The 17,351-nt window shown below is 63.9% G+C and carries 19 protein-coding genes; 7 read left to right on the forward strand and 12 right to left on the reverse strand.

Annotated features, from left to right (window positions below; translation table 11 throughout):
* Window positions 1-65: 65 nt before the first annotated feature.
* From X756_RS160485 to X756_RS160470, 4 genes are all read right to left on the reverse strand, one after another.
* Window positions 66-272, reverse strand: a complete 207-nt coding sequence (locus X756_RS160485; protein ID WP_023672099.1) for a hypothetical protein — start codon at window positions 270-272, stop codon at window positions 66-68.
* A 284-nt stretch (window positions 273-556) separates the two neighbouring features.
* Window positions 557-1,174, reverse strand: a complete 618-nt coding sequence (locus X756_RS160480) for a transglutaminase-like cysteine peptidase (protein ID WP_023698094.1) — start codon at window positions 1,172-1,174, stop codon at window positions 557-559.
* A gap of 192 nt (window positions 1,175-1,366) precedes the next feature.
* A complete protein-coding gene (locus X756_RS160475) occupies window positions 1,367-2,644 on the reverse strand; it encodes a polyhydroxyalkanoate depolymerase (protein ID WP_023728730.1) in 1,278 nt (425 codons plus the stop codon).
* A gap of 251 nt (window positions 2,645-2,895) precedes the next feature.
* A complete protein-coding gene (locus X756_RS160470) occupies window positions 2,896-3,255 on the reverse strand; it encodes a septal ring lytic transglycosylase RlpA family protein (protein WP_023672096.1) in 360 nt (119 codons plus the stop codon).
* A 310-nt stretch (window positions 3,256-3,565) separates the two neighbouring features.
* Between X756_RS160470 and X756_RS1000000169250 the strand changes: the two genes are divergently transcribed.
* Entirely contained in the window at window positions 3,566-3,751 is a 186-nt protein-coding gene (locus X756_RS1000000169250) for a hypothetical protein (protein ID WP_023672095.1), read from the forward strand.
* Window positions 3,752-4,071: 320 nt separating this feature from the next.
* Here the strand turns inward: X756_RS1000000169250 and X756_RS160460 are convergent, their stop codons facing one another.
* The 4 genes from X756_RS160460 to X756_RS160445 all read right to left on the reverse strand — a co-directional run bounded on the left by X756_RS160460 (window position 4,072) and on the right by X756_RS160445 (window position 7,848).
* On the reverse strand, window positions 4,072-4,875 hold the full coding sequence (locus X756_RS160460) for an ATP-binding cassette domain-containing protein (RefSeq protein WP_023687585.1): 804 nt from the start codon (window positions 4,873-4,875) through the stop codon (window positions 4,072-4,074).
* Window positions 4,876-4,882: 7 nt separating this feature from the next.
* A complete protein-coding gene (locus tag X756_RS160455) occupies window positions 4,883-5,659 on the reverse strand; it encodes an ABC transporter permease subunit (RefSeq protein ID WP_023692926.1) in 777 nt (258 codons plus the stop codon).
* Window positions 5,656-6,825 (reverse strand): FMNH2-dependent alkanesulfonate monooxygenase, encoded by a 1,170-nt coding sequence (gene ssuD / locus X756_RS160450; protein ID WP_023728731.1) that lies wholly within the window; start codon window positions 6,823-6,825, stop codon window positions 5,656-5,658. The genes X756_RS160455 and ssuD overlap by 4 nt, the downstream gene beginning before the upstream one ends.
* A 69-nt stretch (window positions 6,826-6,894) precedes the next feature.
* The gene (locus tag X756_RS160445) at window positions 6,895-7,848 is read right to left on the reverse strand and encodes a sulfonate ABC transporter substrate-binding protein (RefSeq protein WP_023687582.1); all 954 of its coding nucleotides are present in this window, start codon (window positions 7,846-7,848) and stop codon (window positions 6,895-6,897) included.
* Between the two features lie 397 nt (window positions 7,849-8,245).
* Between X756_RS160445 and X756_RS160440 the strand changes: the two genes are divergently transcribed.
* Window positions 8,246-8,533, forward strand: coding sequence for a GIY-YIG nuclease family protein (locus X756_RS160440; protein WP_023687581.1), 288 nt, complete (start codon window positions 8,246-8,248; stop codon window positions 8,531-8,533).
* Between the two features lie 136 nt (window positions 8,534-8,669).
* Here the strand turns inward: X756_RS160440 and X756_RS160435 are convergent, their stop codons facing one another.
* From X756_RS160435 to tauA, 4 genes are all read right to left on the reverse strand, one after another.
* The gene (locus X756_RS160435; protein WP_023672089.1) at window positions 8,670-8,852 is read right to left on the reverse strand and encodes a hypothetical protein; all 183 of its coding nucleotides are present in this window, start codon (window positions 8,850-8,852) and stop codon (window positions 8,670-8,672) included.
* A gap of 81 nt (window positions 8,853-8,933) precedes the next feature.
* A complete protein-coding gene (locus tag X756_RS160430; protein ID WP_023687579.1) occupies window positions 8,934-9,794 on the reverse strand; it encodes an ABC transporter permease subunit in 861 nt (286 codons plus the stop codon).
* Window positions 9,791-10,582 (reverse strand): taurine ABC transporter ATP-binding protein, encoded by a 792-nt coding sequence (locus tag X756_RS160425; RefSeq protein WP_023728732.1) that lies wholly within the window; start codon window positions 10,580-10,582, stop codon window positions 9,791-9,793. Before X756_RS160425 ends, X756_RS160430 begins: the two co-directional genes overlap by 4 nt.
* A gap of 160 nt (window positions 10,583-10,742) precedes the next feature.
* Entirely contained in the window at window positions 10,743-11,756 is a 1,014-nt protein-coding gene (tauA, locus tag X756_RS160420) for a taurine ABC transporter substrate-binding protein (RefSeq protein ID WP_023710332.1), read from the reverse strand.
* Window positions 11,757-11,985: 229 nt separating this feature from the next.
* On the opposite strand from tauA, the gene X756_RS1000000168570 reads away from it, so the two are divergent.
* The 5 genes from X756_RS1000000168570 (at window position 11,986) to X756_RS160400 (ending at window position 17,261) form a co-directional block, all read left to right on the forward strand.
* Window positions 11,986-12,147, forward strand: a complete 162-nt coding sequence (locus tag X756_RS1000000168570; protein WP_023706948.1) for a hypothetical protein — start codon at window positions 11,986-11,988, stop codon at window positions 12,145-12,147.
* Between the two features lie 414 nt (window positions 12,148-12,561).
* Window positions 12,562-13,038, forward strand: a complete 477-nt coding sequence (locus tag X756_RS160415; RefSeq protein ID WP_023728733.1) for an Rrf2 family transcriptional regulator — start codon at window positions 12,562-12,564, stop codon at window positions 13,036-13,038.
* Window positions 13,039-13,054: 16 nt separating this feature from the next.
* A complete protein-coding gene (locus tag X756_RS160410; protein ID WP_023672083.1) occupies window positions 13,055-14,422 on the forward strand; it encodes an FAD/NAD(P)-binding protein in 1,368 nt (455 codons plus the stop codon).
* Window positions 14,423-14,649: 227 nt separating this feature from the next.
* On the forward strand, window positions 14,650-16,083 hold the full coding sequence (locus X756_RS160405; RefSeq protein WP_023687574.1) for a pyridoxal-phosphate dependent enzyme: 1,434 nt from the start codon (window positions 14,650-14,652) through the stop codon (window positions 16,081-16,083).
* Complete coding sequence (locus X756_RS160400) at window positions 16,080-17,261, forward strand: PLP-dependent aspartate aminotransferase family protein (RefSeq protein ID WP_023728734.1); 1,182 nt, start codon at window positions 16,080-16,082, stop codon at window positions 17,259-17,261. Before X756_RS160405 ends, X756_RS160400 begins: the two co-directional genes overlap by 4 nt.
* Window positions 17,262-17,351: the final 90 nt, after the last annotated feature.

Consider the following 17,351-nt stretch of genomic DNA (forward strand, 5'->3'; position numbering starts at 1 on the left):
TAGCGCCGGCATTTCATCCTGAAGGCGATGCCCGCCGGCCGTTAGTCAGCGGGCATATAGCGAGATTACTTCGCGCCGGCCTGGCCGCCACGGCCGCCAGTGCTGTCATGATCGCCGCCGCGACCGCCACCCAGGCAGTCCGAGGTGAGATCGCAACAGCGATTGCCCCACTGGTTGTTCTTGGCGCAGCCGGTCTGGTCGGCCATAGCGGATCCGGCCAGGGACGATACCGCGATGGCGGCGAGGAAAGCATTACGCAGGAAAGCAGTCATTTGAAGTCTCCATGGTTGGGTTTCTGTTTACGGCTGTGTGTCGCCGCTGGAGACGGTTTGGTTCACGCAGGTAGCGAAATTTTTTGAGGAGGCGTTTCGAGAGATAAGATTTCGAGGGCAGCGCTGCCCTCATCCGCCTGCCGGCACCTTCTCCCCGTAGTGACGGGGGAAGGGAGATAGCCGCTGCGCCGGCACCTATTCCGCAGCGTTGATGAGGGCAGCGCTGACTCATCCTGAAGATGGCGCGCGGGCCGATATCCCGCTCGTTCGAAAGCGTCGTGTCCTTACTGAACCGCGCCGACCAGTACCTGCTGGCCGCCGCGGATCGAGACCCAGCGGCCGGTGTTGTCGATGGCCTGCCGCTTGAGGAAGCGATAGCCGGTGGCGTCCCAGATCTTCACCTTGTCGGTCAGATTGTCGAGGACGTAGTCGCCCCTGTCGGTGCGCACGGTCAGCACGGCATGGCCTTCGCCGTCCGGCTTGCGCACGACGGTGATCAAGAGATCGGCCAGCGACACGCCAGAGCGCGAGAGCAGGCGGCGCTTTTCCAGCACATAGTCTTCGCAATCGCCGACGCCCTTGTCGGGATAGGCCCAGACCTCGTCCTTGCCATAGATGTCGTAGTCGCTCATCGGCTTGACGGCGGCGTTGACCCTTGACGTCACGTTGATCAGCTTGCGCATGAAGGCGTCGGTCATCGCGGCGGGGTTGAGGTTGCTCGGCCGGATCGAGCATTCGCCGGGCTGGGTTTTACAGAAATCATAGTGGCCGATCGGCTGCGAGGTCATGCCGCCCGTCGCCATGGCGCCGCCTGCAAGTGCCGGCACTGCCCAGCACGCAGAGATCGCCAGCCCTGCTGCCGCCCACAAGCGCAGCGTCCGTGCCATCGGTGAGGAAGTCATTGTCCCCGTTCGCCCTTGTTCTTAACGAAAGGTTAAAGGGGATTTACACCCCGTGTCAATTATCGGGGGAGCCAGATTCTTCGGCATGGTTACCCGCGCCCGCCCAACAGCGTCTATTGTGCAACAGAACGCCTGTGGCGCGCAAAATCGCCCCGCTTTTGCGGGCAATGCACGCTGCAGCCGGATCGAGCCTCAGCCTTTGGCGGAGCGGACCAGCTTGGGTTTCACCGCTACGCGTGTTTGGCGGCCGTAGCTTGTGATGAAATCGACGATGCGCGGCACGATTTCCGAGCGGAATCGCGACCCGTTGAAGACGCCGTAATGGCCGACGGCCGGCTGCATGTAATGCGCATGCCGGTCAGCCGGGATGTTGGGGCAGAGATCGTGGGCGGCCTGGGTCTGGCCGAGACCGGAAATGTCGTCGTTCTCGCCTTCGACCGTGAACAGCGCGACATTGCGGATCGCCTTGGTGTCGACAACCTCGCCGCGATGCGTCATCTCGCCCTTGGGCAGCGCATGGCGCACGAACACCGTGTCGACGGTCTGCAGATAGAATTCCGCCGTCAGGTCCATCACCGCCAGATATTCGTCGTAGAAATCGCGGTGCTTCTCGGCATTGTCGCCGTCATGCTTGACCAGGTGCATGAAGAAGTCCTTGTGGGCGGTGATGTGCCGGTCGAGGTTCATGCTCATGAAGCCCGACAACTGCAGGAAGCCCGGATAGACTTCGCGGCCGAAGCCCGGCACCGGCCAGGGCGCGTGCATGATGACGTTGTCGCGGAACCAGTCGATGCCCTTTTCCTTGGCCAGAAGATTGACCGCGGTCGGATTGCGGCGGGTGTCGATCGGCCCGCCCATCAACGTCATGGTCGAGGGCACGAAGGGATCGCCGCGCTTTTCCATCAGCGCCACCGCCGCCAGCACCGGCACCGAAGGCTGGCACACCGCCATCACATGGGTGTCCGGCCCCAGCGCATGCAGCATGTCGATGATGTAGTCGATATAATCGTCGAGGTCGAAATGGCCGTCGGTCACCGGCACCATCCGGGCATCGACCCAGTTGGTGATGTGCACGTCGGCATCGGGAAGCATCGCCTCGACCGTGCCGCGCAGCAGCGTCGCATAATGGCCCGACATCGGCGCCACGATGAGAAGCTTGGGGTCGGCCTTTCGCCCGGCGGGCACCGACCGCTCGAAGCGGGTAAGATTGCAGAACGGCTTCGACCACACCGTCTTTTCGCTGACCTCGACGCTCTTCCAGTCGACCACGGTCTTGCTCAGGCCGAAATGCGGCTTGCTGTAGCGGCGCGTCGTGCGCTCGAACAGTTCGGCGGTGGCGGCGACCGAGCGGCCCCACGGCGTATGCGAAAACGGGTTGAGCGGGTTGGTGTAGAACAGCCGCACCGCATCGGCATAAAGCCGCGCGGGCTGCAGGGCGGCATGGTTCATTTCATAGAGCTGGTAGAACATCAGGTACTCCGCAGCTGCCGTGACCGAAGGGACGACGGACAGCGCCGAGCCTTGAATGTCTCGCGCGGAGGTTAACAAGATATTGCTGCGATGCAATACGTCACGTGGCGTGACATATGCCAATCTTTCGTCCAAGGCCTTGAGAAACCGCGTTGGGCGGGTGCAGCCGGCTCAATGTGCACTGCAAAATGCAAGGCTGTTGGACAACGGGGCAGGATGTGTCCGGCCGATCGGGCCGGACTTGGACAGATCTAGACGCGCGCCATGCACACCGAGGTATGGCCGGAGCCGATGAAGCCGAGTTGGCCGGCGGCGCCCTTGGACAGATCGAGCACGCGCCCTTTGATGAACGGGCCGCGGTCGTTGATGCGCACGATGACGCTGCGGCCATTATTCTGGTTGGTCACTTTCAACTTGGTGCCGAAAGGCAGGCTGCGGTGCGCGGCGGTCAGCGCCGACGGGTTCATGCGTTCGCCATTGGCGGTCCTGGAATGCAGTGCGTACCAGGAGGCGCGGCCGCACTGGCCAGCGGCGGAGGAGGCGGATGCACCGACCATTAGGCCAGCCGCGATCGTTACCGCGACAAGCGCGGTCTGGTTTGTTTTCTTCATGTTGGGGGGATTGGCTCCGTTTTCGACAGACCCCAGCCGTTAAGTGCCGAATAAGGCGGGAAATGCGGCAAGCATCGGGCAGTTCCGTGGCACCGGCACACGTTTGGAGTCGCTGGGAAACAGTTTGTCAGGCATCTTTCGTGTGGCGCGGCCGTATCGCCGGCGATATTGCGAGCTGTTTCACAGATTCCGTGAGCAAGGCAGGACGTTATATTACAAGTAGAAGAGAGCGCGATTGGGCGCCGTCCTTTCGCTCTGTCATCACGGTCATGGCGCAGTTGACCATCGACTTTGAAAAGAAATTCCAACGATGAGACTGCTCAAATATCTGCTGGCTCTGATCGTACTGGCCATCGGCGCGCTGTGGTCGCTGCAAGGCATTGGCGTGGTCGGCGGCAGCTTCATGACCGGCCAGTCGCAATGGCTCTATATCGGCATCGTGACCATGCTGGTCGGTTTCGCCGGGCTGGTATGGGCGAGCCGTTCGCCGGGGTGAGTTGCGACGAAAGTCGACCGCCACAGATCGACCCCCACTCCGTCGAGCTTCGCTCGACACCTCTCCCCCGATCGACGGGGGAGAGGAAAGGCGCGAGCCTTGCAGGGGCGCGAACTTATGCGGCCTGGCTCCCTTCCTCTCCCTCCGGAGGGGGGAGAGGTGGCGCCGCGAAGCGGTGACGGAGTGGGGGAAGGCGCTGGTCAAACCCGCAGTCGCAAACAGGGCCAACCCGGCGAGCAAGAAAACAGCCACCCCATATTGCCGGTCCATTCTGTTACCTATCTATCCGGTTCGGATAGAATGCCCTGCCCGCGACAGCACTACCCGAACAGCTGATCCAGAATCCTGCCCTCCAGCCTGGCAAGCTCGACCGAACCGCGCCGGCGCGGCCGCGCCACCGACACGTCGAGATCGAGCGCGATGCGGCCCTCGTCGATCACCACCACCCGGTCGGCGAGCGCAACCGCCTCGGCGACGTCATGCGTGACCAGCACGGCGGTGAATTTTTGCTCCAGCCAGATGCGTCCCAGAAGCTGCTGCATTTCGATGCGGGTCAGCGCATCGAGTGCGCCGAGCGGCTCGTCGAGCGCCAGAATCTTTGGCTGTCCGATCAGTGCACGCGCCAGCGCCACGCGCTGCTTCTGGCCGCCCGACAGCACCGAGGGCCATTCGTCGGCGCGGTCGGCGAGGCCGACTTCACCCAGGATGGCGAGCGCGCGCCGCCTGGCTTCCGCACCGGTGGCAAGCCCGGTCAGCCCGACCTCGACGTTTTTCACCACGCTGGCCCAGGGCAACAGCCGCGGCTCCTGGAACATGAAGCGGCTCTCTTCGCCGGCGCCGGCCTTCGCCTCCGGCCCGAATGTAAGGGATCCAGCGGTTGGCCGATCGAGCCCGGCCAGCAGCCGCAACAGCGTACTCTTGCCGCAGCCGCTCTTGCCGATGACGGCCACAAACTGTCCGACGGGCACATCGAGATCGATGCCGTCGAGCACGACCTTGTCGCCAAAGCGCTTTTCCACGCCCTTGAAGGCAAAGGCGCGCTGCCTTTCGACGGCCTCCTCCGGCCGTGACGGTTCCGGCGCGGCGACGAAGGAACGGATGGCGGTCAGGCTGGCGGTTGGCATCGAACCCTCAGGCGTTCTGGAAGGCGGGATGCCAGCCGAGCGACAGCCGCTCGAGCAGGCGGGCGAAGCTGTCGGCAAGCTTGCCGAGCAGCGCATAGATCAGGATCGACAGCACGACCACATCGATCAGCAGGAATTCGCGTGCCTGCATGGCCATGTAGCCGAGGCCGGAACTGGCCGAGATGGTTTCGGCAACGATCAGCGTCAGCCACATGATGCCCAGCGCATAGCGCAGGCCGACGAAGATCGCCGGCAGCGCGCCGGGCAGGATCACCTGAAAAAACAACGCGCGGCGGTCCATGCCGTAGACCCTGCCCATCTCGACCAGCTGCGGGTCGACGCTCTGGATGCCGAGCAGCGTGTTGACGTAGATCGGGAAGAACACGCCGAGCGCCACCAGGAACAGTTTTGCTTCCTCGTCGATGCCGAACCACAGGATGACCAGCGGGATCAGCGCCAGATGCGGGATGTTGCGGATCATCTGCAGCGTCGTGTCGGTCAGGCCGCGGCTGAGCGCCGACAGCCCGTTGGCAAGGCCGAGTGCAAAGCCGATCGAGCCGCCGATGGCAAAGCCGGCCAGCGCGCGCAGCGTGCTGACGCCGATGTTCTGTATCAGCTCGCCCGATAGCGTCAGCCGCCAGAAGGCCTCGGCCACCGCGCTCGGCGCCGGCAGCACATTGGCCGGCATCACGCCGGCGCGGCTGGCGGCTTCCCAGCCAATTATGACCAACGCCGGCAGCAGCCAGCCGATGCCGTTCTGTTTGGCCCGTTGAGCCAGGCTCATGACGACGCCTGAAGGCGGTTGGCGCCGTGGAAGCCGACGGCGAATTCATTGGCGATGTTCTCATGCGCCCGTGCCCGCCTGGTGCCCAGGCCGAGACGCGGGAACAGAAGCTCGGCGACGCGGTAGGCTTCCTCGAGATGCGGGTAGCCAGAGCCGATGATGGTGTCGATGCCGATCGCCTGATATTCGCGGATGCGCTCGACGATCTGCTCCGGCGAGCCGACCAGCGCGGTGCCGGCGCCGCCGCGCACCAGGCCGACGCCGGCCCACAGATTGGGCGAAACCACCAGCCTGTCGCGGCGGCCGCCATGCAGTTCGGCCATGCGCCGTTGTCCCACAGAGTCCATCTCCTTGGTGAAGCGGGCCTGGGCATTTTCGATCTGGGCATCGGTGACGTGGCTGATCAGCCGGTCGGCGGCGCGCCAGGCCTCTTCCTCGGTCTCGCGCACGATGAAATGAAGCCTGATGCCGAAACGCAGTTTGCGGCCGCGCCGTTCAGCCTTTTTGCGCGCCGCGCTGAGTTTTTCCGCCACCTGCGCCGGCGGCTCGCCCCAGGTCAGGTACATATCGACGAGATCGGCGGCGAGCTCCTGGCCGGCATCGGACGAGCCGCCGAAATAGAGCGGCGGCCGCTCCTGTTGCGGCAGAAGGTCAAGGCGGCCATTGTCGACGCGGTAATATTTGCCGTTGAAGTTGACGCTCTCGCCCGACACCAGCGCGCGCCAGATGGTCAGGAACTCTTGCGCCTGCGCATAGCGCTCATCATGCGGCAGGAACACGCCATCGCCGGCAAGCTCGGTCGGGTTGCCGCCGACCACGACATTGAGCAGCAGGCGGCCATTGCTCAGCCGGTCGAGCGCCGCCGTCTGGCGCGCCGCGAAGGTGGGCAACGTCACGCCGGGCCGTAGCGCCACCAGGAATTTGAGCTTTTCCGTCAGCGCTGCAAGGCCGGAGGCGGTGATCCAGGAATCCTCGCAATTCTGCCCGGTCGGCAAAAGCACGCCGGGAAAGCCGAGCCGGTCGACGGCCTGTGCGACCTCCTTGAAGTAAGCGAACTCCGGCGGCCGCTGCTGCTGTTCGGAGCCGAGATAGGAGCCGTCGCCATGCGTCGGGATGAACCAGAAGAAATCGAGCGGGCCGGCTTGCGGGCTTGATGAAGCGGTCATGGCGAAATCCCTGAAGCTTGAAACGGCAAAGGCGCCGGGCGTTTTCCGCCCGGCGCCACACAAGAAAGTTCAATTGCCCGGTGCGGTCCACACGGCGTCGGAGATGCGCACCGCGTTCGGGATCAGCTTGAGCTTGTAGAAGCGATCGGCTGTCGCCTGCTGGCCGGCGATGATCTCGTCGGTGATCGGGAAGATGCCGAATTTGGTGCGGTTGGCCGCGATCGTCTGTGCATCGAGCGGCACGCCGGTCACCTCATGCAGCGCCGCGGCAACCTTGTCGCGGTTCGCGTCCGCCCATTTCGCCGCCACGCCGAGCGCCGATATCGTCGTGGCGATCGTCTCCGGATGCGCCTTGGCGAAATCCTTGTTGGCGAGGAAATAGGTGTTCACCTTCAGCACCTCGCTGGAGCGCGCCAGCACGCGCGGCTGGTAGCGTGTCTCGGCGATGGCGTAGAACGGATCCCAGACCGCCCAGGCATCGATCTGGTCGCTGGCGAAAGCCGCCGCAGCATCGGCCGGGCTGAGATAGACCGGGGTGATCTGGTCGAAGGGGATGTTTGCTTTTTCGAGTGCCGCGACCAGCAGATTGTGCGCGCTGGTGCCTTTGCCGACGCCGATGCGCTTTCCCTTGAGGTCGGCGAGCGACTGGATCGGCGATGCCGGCTTGACGAAGATCGCTTCGCCGTCGCCATTGGCCGGCAGTGCCGCCGCATAGACGATGTTGGCGCCGGCCGACTGGCCGAAGATTGGCGGTGCGTCGCCGGTCCAGCCGACATCGATGGCGCCGACATTGAGCGCCTCGACCAGCGGCGGGCCGGCGGTGAATTCGACCCATTTCACCGCGACACCCTTGTCGCTCAGCGCCTTCTCGATCACCTGCTGCTGCCGGGCGATGACCGGCAGGCCGGTCTTCTGATAGCCGATGTTGAGCTGCTTCAACTCCTGCGCCGAGGCACTGAGCGAGGCAGCAATGCCCGCCGCCAAAAGGCCAAGGCCGAAAACGCGTCTGGTCAGGCTGAACATGATCCCTCTTCCTTCGCTGCGAACCGGCGCCGGGAAGGGCTCCCTGCCGTGGATGAGAGACAAGGCTAGGTAGGTCTATAAATTTAGTAGAGAAACGATTTTGCGAGTTGGCTGCTTGACGTGGAAATATTTTCTTCAGAACCCAGCGCTCGTCATCCTAGGGCGAAGCAAGGAGCGAAGCGACGCGGCGCAGACCCTAGGATCCATGCCGAGACGCTGATNTGGCTGCTTGACGTGGAAATATTTTCTTCAGAACCCAGCGCTCGTCATCCTAGGGCGAAGCAAGGAGCGAAGCGAAGCGGCGCAGACCCTAGGATCCATGCCGTGACGTTTGCCGTAGAGTGGAACGGATCAGAATGTCGCTTGTGCGCGAACCGAGGCTCGATACCCTGAAACCATGACCGGCTACGTCTACATGACTGCAAGCCAAAAACGCGGCACGATCTACATCGGCGTCACCAACGATCTCGCCCGCCGCATGCCTGAACACAAATCCGGCCAGGGCGCAGGCTTCACCAGCCGCTACGGTGTTCAACGGCTGGTCTGGTATGAGGAATTCTTCGACATCACCGATGCCATTCAACGCGAGAAGTCGCTGAAGCGATGGCCGAGACAGTGGAAGATCGAACTGATAGAGAAGGCCAATCCGGAGTGGTTTGAGCTGTTTGGCGGAACCGGGTGGTAGGCGCCCGGTTTGTTGCTCCCCTGGAGCGTAGCATCAGCGTCTCGGCATGGATCCTAGGGTCTGCGCCGCGTCGCTTCGCTCCTTGCTTCGCCCTAGGATGACGAAATCGCGAAGGCTGGCGCTAATCACCATCACCTCACTGCGACCAATACTGCCAGGCCCAGTAAAATCCCTCGTCGCGTGGCGGCAGGCGGTCGCGTTCGGCGTCGAGTTGCACGGGGGCCGGCGATTTCGGCTGCGGCTGCGACGACGAGTTCTCCCGCCAGGCGAGCAGCCAGTTGCCGAGATGGGCGAACAGCACCGCGGTGGACTGGGTCATGACATCACTCCTTCTGTTCCGGGGTCGGCGGTCGCCGTGCTGCGAAGGGAAGCAGCCGGTCAAACCCGCAGAAACTTGTTGTCATTCCTTTCCCGCCCACGGAACCAGCTGACGCTCGATCCGGCGGATGATGAATTCCAGCACGAAGGCTATTGTCGCGATCACCACTATTCCCATCACCACGACATCGGTGACCAGGAACTGGGCGGCCGACTGGATCATGAAGCCGAGGCCGCGCGTTGCCGCCACCAGCTCGGCTGCAACCAGCGTCGACCAGCCGGCGCCGAGCGCGATGCGCAGGCCGGTGAGGATCGACGGCAGCGCGCTGGGCAGGATGACATGGCGCACCACTTGGCGCTGCGTCGCACCAAGCGAACGGGCCGCATCGATGCGCTCCTTTGAGACACCGCGCACGCCCGAGGCCGTCGACAGCGCCACCGGCGCCAGCATGGCAATGGCGATCACCAGGATCTTTGACGGTTCGCCGATACCGAACCAGATGATGACCAGCGGCAGATAGGCGAGCGGCGGGATCGGCCGCAAAAATTCGAGCAAGGGATCGAAGATGCCGCGCCCGACCGTCCAAATGCCGATAGCCAGCCCAACCGGAACGCCGATGACGATGGCCGCGAGCAGCGCCGCGAACACGCGACCGAGGCTGGCGACGATATGCTGGAGCAAAGTCGCGTCGACGAAGCCGTCCTTGATCACCACGATGAACTTGGTCCACACGGCGGCGGGCGACGGCAGGAACACCGGCGACACCAGTTGCAGGCGCGCAGACAGCGCCCATGCCGCCAGCACGACCAGGATGGTGACGGCGCTGATCGCCCGCGAGGAAACCCCGCGCCGCTTCCGCACCGGCCGCGACCACGGCACCGAAATGGCATCGGCCTCGCCGGTCCCGGTGGCCGGCCGCTCGCTGTAGGAGGTGACGCTCATGCCGCCTCTCCTTCGAAGATCGCATCGGTCAGCTCGCCGCGCGCCGCGGCAAAGACTGGATCGGCCTTGATGGCGCGGATCGGCTCGCCTGCGGCATAGCGGCGGCTGAAACCGGTCTCGAATGTCCGCACCACGCGGCCCGGTCCGGGCGCCAAAACGACGATGCTTGTGGCCAGCACCAGCGCCTCCTCGATGCCGTGCGTGACCATCAGCACGCCGACCCGGCTTGCGGTCCACAGGTCGAGCAGCGTCGTCTGCATGCGCTCGCGCGTCAGCGCATCGAGTGCGCCGAGCGGTTCGTCGAGCAGCAGGAATTCCGGTTCGGCGGCGAGTGCACGGGCGAGTCCGACGCGCTGGCGCATGCCGCCGGACAATTCCCAGATGCGTTTGTCGCCGACGCCGTCAAGCTTGACCAGCGCCAGCAACTGGTCGGCGCGGCGCGCGCGCTCGGCTTGCGGCACGCCGCGCAGCCTGAGCGCAAAGGCGACGTTTTCACGGGCCGTCAGCCAGGGAAACAGCGCATCGTTCTGGAACACGACCGCCCGGTCGGAGCCTGGGCCGGTGATCGGCCTGCCGTCGATCGTGGCGACCCCGCGCGCGGGTTCGACCAGGCCGGCGGCGACATTGAGCAGCGAGGTCTTGCCGCAGCCGGAGCGGCCGACCAGCACGACGAAATCGCCCTTGGCGACATCGATGGAAACTCGGTCGACCGCCGGCGCTGCCTGGCCGTCATAGTGAACCGAGACCTTGTCGAGTACGAGATGCGGGTCGAGTACGAGATGCGGCATGAAAGGGGCTCCGGAAGAAAATCAGCCTGCCCCGGCCCTCGTTAAGCGGATCCGGGACAGGCAGCACGCGGCGTCAGGGAAGGGGAACCCGCGCGTGTTCAGAGCAATTCCAGGAAAAGTGTGAAGCGGTTTTCCGTCCGGAATTGCGTAAAACAGAAGATCAGTTCGAGGCCAGAGCCTCGGTCACGTATTTCGACGACACGTATTTCGAATAGTCGGGCAGCACGGCGTCGATCTTGCCCTGCTCCTTGAGGAAGGCCGAAGCTGCCTCGATCGCCTTGACCGTGCCGCCGCCGAGGAATTTGTCGGAAGCCTGCTCTTCCAATGTCGGGAAGACGTAACCCTTGAGGAGCTGCGGCACCTCTTCCAGTTTGGCACCGGTGATCTTGGCGATCTTGGCCGCTTCCGGCGACGAAACCGACCATGCCTCGGGCTTGGCCAGGAACTGGGCATAGGATTCGCCGGTCACCTTGACGAAATCGCGCACGGCGTCCGGGTTCTTTTCGGCGAAGTCGGTGCGCACGATCCAGGCGTCGAAGGTCGGCGCGCCCCAGGCGGCAACCTGCGAGGAATCCAGCACCACCTTGCCTGTCGTCTTGATCTGGCCGAGCGCCGGATCCCAGACATAGGCCGCGTCTATGTCGCCGCGAGCGAACGCGGCGGCTATTTCCGGTGGCCTGAGATTAAGGATTTCGACCGACTTCGGGTCGACGTTTTCGTGCTTCAGCGCGGCAAGCAGGCTGTAATGCGTGGTCGACACGAACGGCACCGCCACCTTCTTGCCGGCGAGGTCGGCGATCTTCTCGATGCCGGATCCATTGCGGGCGACCAGCGCTTCGGACTGGCCGATCAGGCCGACGACAAAGATGGTCTGGATCGGCAGTTCGCGGCTGGCGGCCGCGGCCAGCGGACTCGAGCCGACATAGCCGATATCGACCGAACCGGATGCGACGGCGGCGATGACATCGGCACCGGAATCGAACTTACGCCAGTCGATCGTTGCCTTGGTCGCCTTTTCATAGGCGCCGTCGGCCTGTGCTACTTTCGAAGGTTCGACCACCGTTTGGTAGCCAATGGTGATGTTGAGGTCCTGCGCCTGGGCCGGGCCGAGGAAGGCCGCACCCGCCAAAGCTGCCGACGACAGGAGGACAATGCGTCGCGAAATGCTGGACATGAAAGGCTCCATGAAAAATGAGAAAAACCGGATGCCTGTTCATAGTCAGCTAATTCTATCATTCTTGTAGAGTTAAATCGTTCCAAGGAAAAAGCACTTGTTAGAAAAAAACCAACGGCTGATGCGGGCGCGGTGACCGGCCCGTGTCGGACCGTGCACAAACGCAAACGGCGCCCCAAAGGTGCTGAAGAGTTGGTCCTGCCAACCCTCGCTACGGAAGAGGCCTGATTTGGTGCTCGGCGCGCCGCTTGCGGCCTGCCGCAGGATCGATGTCGAGCCGTTGAGCCTCACCGACTTCCGCAGCGACGGCCACCGCTGGATGCTGCGGTCAAGCGGCGTGCCGGTGGCCGCCAAGGCCGCCCGGTCGCAGAGCGGCAAGGCGGCGTCCTGATATCGGGCGCAGGGCGGCGCCCGAGTTGTCGGGAGTCATGTTCGCCGATCCGCGGGCTGCGACCCAAAATTCCCGGCAAAGCCCCAAATGGCGCAAATCCATGCTGTAAAAGACGGTTGATTTGAAAACACGTTCCGCGTGTTCGAGGGTAAGTATAGTAATCTTATCGACATTGGGAGCAGGAGCCGCCGTTCATCGCCGCAATCGCTCGCGGCTGGCTGTGACCGTAACGGCACAAAGCCTTGCTAAAGTGGCCCCTGCGGCGTGAAAACGAAGCAAAATCAAGGTTTCTCGGCTTGTATATCATGTCAGTAGAATTTATGTGTCGAAGCAGCTTGCACGCGGCGGGGAGGCACGTCAGGCGTTTCGCAACCGATGGTTTGGGCCATCGCCTGACAGAGAAACATTCGGTCTATGCTCACCAAAAAAGGCAAGTACGGCCTCAAGGCGCTGGTCCATCTGGCGCATCTGCCGGTGGGACAGCTCGCCTTCGTCGGCGACATCGCCAGCGGCAACAACATCCCGAAGAAATTCCTCGACGCCATTCTGGGCGAATTGCGCAATGCCGGTTTCGTCCAGAGCCGCAAGGGCAAGGATGGCGGCTATCGCCTGGCGCGCCCGGCCGACGAGATCAAGGTCGGCCATGTCGTGCGCGTCCTCGACGGACCGCTGGCGCCCATCCCCTGCGCCAGCCGCACCCAGTATCAGCGCTGTGAAGACTGCAATGAGGCGACATGCCAAGTCCGACATCTGATGCTCGAGGTCCGGCAGGCGGTCGCCGAGGTGCTCGACCAGCGCACGCTGGCCGAGATGCGCGACATCGTCCTCGACGACCTTCCGGTCGCGAGGGACATCGACGAGCTTGCGCCGGCGCAAAAGGTCCCCGCCTGATCCTGAGCGTGCTCGCATGAGCGTCGCGCGCGCCAATTCGATCATCCGCAGCTCGATCATCATCGTCGGCGGCGGCGCCAGCGGCGTCGTGCTTGCCGCGCATCTGCTGAAGTCGCCCAACCCGGACCTTCGCGTCACGCTGATCGAAAAGCGTCCGCATTTCGGCCAGGGCATCGCCTATTCGACGCTCTTATCGGCGCACGTGCTGAATGTCAGCGCCGCGGGGATGAGCGCCTATGCCGACGATCCCCTGAATTTCTGGCGCTGGTTGCAGGGGCGCGGCCTGATAAGCCAGGAACAGACGCCGCAGACACCCTTCTATGCACCGCGCAGCGTCTATGCCCGCTACCTCAAGGAAGTGCTCGACGAACTCGAAGCGCGCGAAAAGGAAACCGGCCGTCTCAGGCTGATTCGCGAGGAAAGCCTGTCGATCTCGCCGACATCGTCCGGCGTCGAAGTTGTGCTGGCCAACGGCACCAGCGTCGTCGCGCATCTGGCGGTGCTTGCCACCGGCCATGACGAGCAGCCCGGCGCCGGCCAAGGGCACGCAATCCGCATGGGCACCGAGGCCGACACCGCGCTCGATCCTGAAGCCCGCGTGCTGGTGCTGGGCACCGGGCTCAGCATGGTCGACGCCTTCCTGTCGCTCGAGCAGCGCGGCCATCGCGGCGAGATCGTCGCCGTATCGCGGCGCGGGCTGCTGCCGTCGCCGCACCGCAAGGGCAACCCGATCAAGCTCGACGTCGCCGACATTCCGCTCGGCACGCAGCTCTCCTATTTCGTCGGCTGGTTCCGCGATCTGATCCGCGAAAACCAGAAGGCCGGCATCGACTGGCGCGACGTCGTCGATGGGCTGCGACCCTTCAATCAGAAGATCTGGCAGAACTGGCCGTCCTCGGCCAAGCGCCGCTTCGTTGAGCACACCAAGGCCTGGTGGGACATCCATCGCCATCGGCTGGCGCCCGAGGTGCATGCCCGCGTCACCGAAGCGGTGCGCACCGGCCGCATCCGCCCGGTCGCCGGCCGTGTCGTCGGCATCGAGGCTGGCGATGGATTCACCGTCGGCATCCAGTCTCGCCACACAAAGGCGCTGGAAACGCTGCAGGTCGCGCGCATCTATGATTGCACCGGCATCGCCCGCGACATCTCGACGACGTCGAACAGCGTCGTGCGCTCGCTGGTCGACCGCGGCCTGGCGCGGCCCGACCCGCTGCGGCTTGGTCTCGATGTCACAGCCAAGTGCGAAATCATCGCCGGCGACGGCACCGCATCGGCCAAGATCCTCGCCGTCGGGCCGCTGACCCGCGGCACCTTCTTCGAGATCGACGCCATCCCCGACATCCGCGTGCAATGCGCTAGGCTGAGCAAGCAGCTGCTAGGGTAAAGCTGTTGACGTCGGCGGGATAGCACGCCCCTCAGAGGGGGGTGGGAAGGATCGCTACGGAGGGTGTTGGGCTTGAGTCCAAAGCCGGCTTCAAACTGGAATTCCATTCCCCCTCTCGCCGGTTGATTGGCACGATCTACCTTCTTTCCGACTGCAAACGGCCGGAAAAGAAGCTACGCTGCCGCTCTGCCCCCGAGGCGGTCGCTTGTTCAAGGGAGCACATCGACATGAGCGAGCACGGAAAAGCTGCGCCAGGCAGTTCGGACGGCACGTTATCGCGCCTGCGTCCGCCATACGCCTCGGTGCTCGACCTCATCGGCCAGACGCCGGTGGTCGAACTGACCAAATTCGACACCGGCAAGTGCCGGCTGTTCATCAAGCTCGAAAGCCAGAATCCCGGCGGCTCGATCAAGGACCGCATTGCGCTGTCGATGATTGCCGCGGCCGAGAAGGAAGGCAAGCTGAAGCGCGGCGGCACCATCGTCGAGGCGACCGCCGGGAATACCGGTCTCGGCCTCGCCCAGGTCGGCATCCCCAAGGGCTACCGCATCATCCTCGTCGTGCCCGACAAGATGTCGCGCGAAAAGATCCAGCATCTGCGCGCGCTCGGCGCCGAAGTGCGCATGACGCGCTCCGATGTCGGCAAGGGCCATGCCGAATATTACCAGGACATGGCCGAGAAGATCGCATCGGAAACGCCCGGCGCCTTCTACGCCAACCAGTTCGCCAACCCGGCCAACCCCGAGGCGCATGAGACCACCACCGGACCGGAAATCCTTGCCCAGCTCGATGGCGACCTCGACGCCGTGGTCGTCGGCGTCGGCTCCGGCGGCACGCTGACCGGGCTTGGCCGCTACTTCGCCAGAACATCGCCGAAGACCGAAATGGTGCTGGCCGATCCGGTGGGGTCGGTGCTGGCGCCGCTGATCAAGACCGGCAAGATGGAAGAGGCCGGCAGCTGGACCGTCGAAGGCATCGGCGAGGATTTTGTGCCGCCCAATGCCGATCTGTCGCTGGTCAGGAAAGCCTATTCCATCCCAGACAAGCAGAGCATGCTGGCCGTGCGGGACCTGCTTTCGAAGGAAGGCATTCTCGCCGGCTCGTCTTCCGGCACGCTGCTGTCGGCCGCGCTTCGCTATTGCCGCGAGCAGACGACAGCGAAACGCGTCGTCACCTTCGTCTGCGACAGCGGCAACAAATATCTGTCCAAGGTGTTCGACGATTTCTGGCTGGCCGAACAGGGGCTGGCCGAACAGGAACAGCATGGCGATCTGCGCGACCTTGTCATGCGCTCGCACCGCACCGGCGACACCGTCTATGTCGGCCCCGACGAAAGCCTGCTCAACGCCTATGGCCGCATGCGCCGCTCCGATGTCTCGCAGCTGCCGGTGCTGGACAATGGCAAGCTGGTCGGCATTATCGATGAGGGCGATATATTGGCCAAGGTCGACGGCCCCTATGACGGCCGCTGGGACCGCTTCAACGCCCCGGTGCGCACCGCCATGACCTCCAATCTGCACACGCTGCAGGCCAGCCAGACGCTGGATGCGCTGCTGCCGGTGTTCGACCGCAACGAGGTCGCCATCATCTTCGATGGCGACGAGTTCGTCGGCCTGATAACCCGTATCGACCTGATCAACCATTTGAGGCGCGCACGATGACTGCTGAAACATCCCCATCGGGCAAGAACCGCCTGGCTTTTTCCACGCGCACCATCCATGGCGGCCAGAGCCATGACCCGCTGACCGGCGCGGTGATGGTGCCGATCTACGCGACTTCGACCTATGGCCAGCAGTCGCCCGGCGTGCACAAGGGGTTTGAGTACGCCCGCAGCCAGAACCCGACCCGCTTCGCCTTCGAGCGCGGGGTGGCCGATCGCGAAAGCGGCTCGGCCGCCTTTGCATTCGCTTCCGGCCTGGCGGCGATCTCGACCGTGCTCGAGCTGCTCGACAGCGGCGCCCATATCGTTGCAACCGACGACATCTATGGCGGCTCGTTCCGGCTGATGGAGCGGGTGCGCAAGCGCTCGGCCAATCTGCAGGTGAGTTTTGTGGACTTCACCGATCTGGCGGCGGTGGAAGCAGCGATTCGCCCGGAGACAAAACTGCTCTGGGTCGAAACTCCGACCAATCCGCTGCTGCGCATCGTCGACCTCGAAGGCGTTGCGGCACTCGCCAGGCGCAAGGGCGTATTGACGGTCGCCGACAACACGTTCTGCAGCCCCTACATCCAGCGGCCGCTGGAACTCGGCATCGACATCGTCGTGCACTCGACGACGAAATATCTCAACGGCCATTCCGACATGGTCGGCGGCGTCGCCATCGTCGACGACAACAAGGACCTCGCCGCCCAGCTGAAATTCCTGCAGAACGCCATCGGAGCCATCTCCGGTCCCTTCGACAGTTTTCTCGCGCTGCGCGGCATCAAGACACTGGCGCTCAGGATGGAGCGGCATTCCACGAACGGCCTGAAGATTGCGCAGTGGCTGGAGGCGCGAAAAGATGTGCGCCGCGTCGTCTATCCCGGCCTGGCCAGCCATCCGCAGCACGCCATCGCCGTCCAACAGATGCATGCCTTCGGCGGCATGATCTCGGTCGACCTCGACCGCGACCTCGCCGGCACCAAACGCTTCCTGGAACGGACGCAACTGTTCACGCTGGCTGAAAGCCTCGGCGGCGTCGAAAGCCTGATCGAACACCCGGCGCTGATGACGCACGGCTCGATCCCGGCGGAAAAGCGCGCGGAAATCGGCATTTCGGATTCGCTGGTGCGGTTGTCGGCGGGGATAGAGGATGGCGATGATCTGATCGCCGACCTGGACCAGGCGCTGCGGGGGTAGGCGTACCGGATGCGTACCGATGACAATGAGGGGCGGCGCTGACCGTCGAGATTAAATCCCAATCCGCCGCGCGTTAACACATTCAGCAGC

It is taken from the genome of Mesorhizobium sp. LNJC405B00 (assembly GCF_000502615.1).
Classification (GTDB): Bacteria; Pseudomonadota; Alphaproteobacteria; order Rhizobiales; family Rhizobiaceae; genus Mesorhizobium.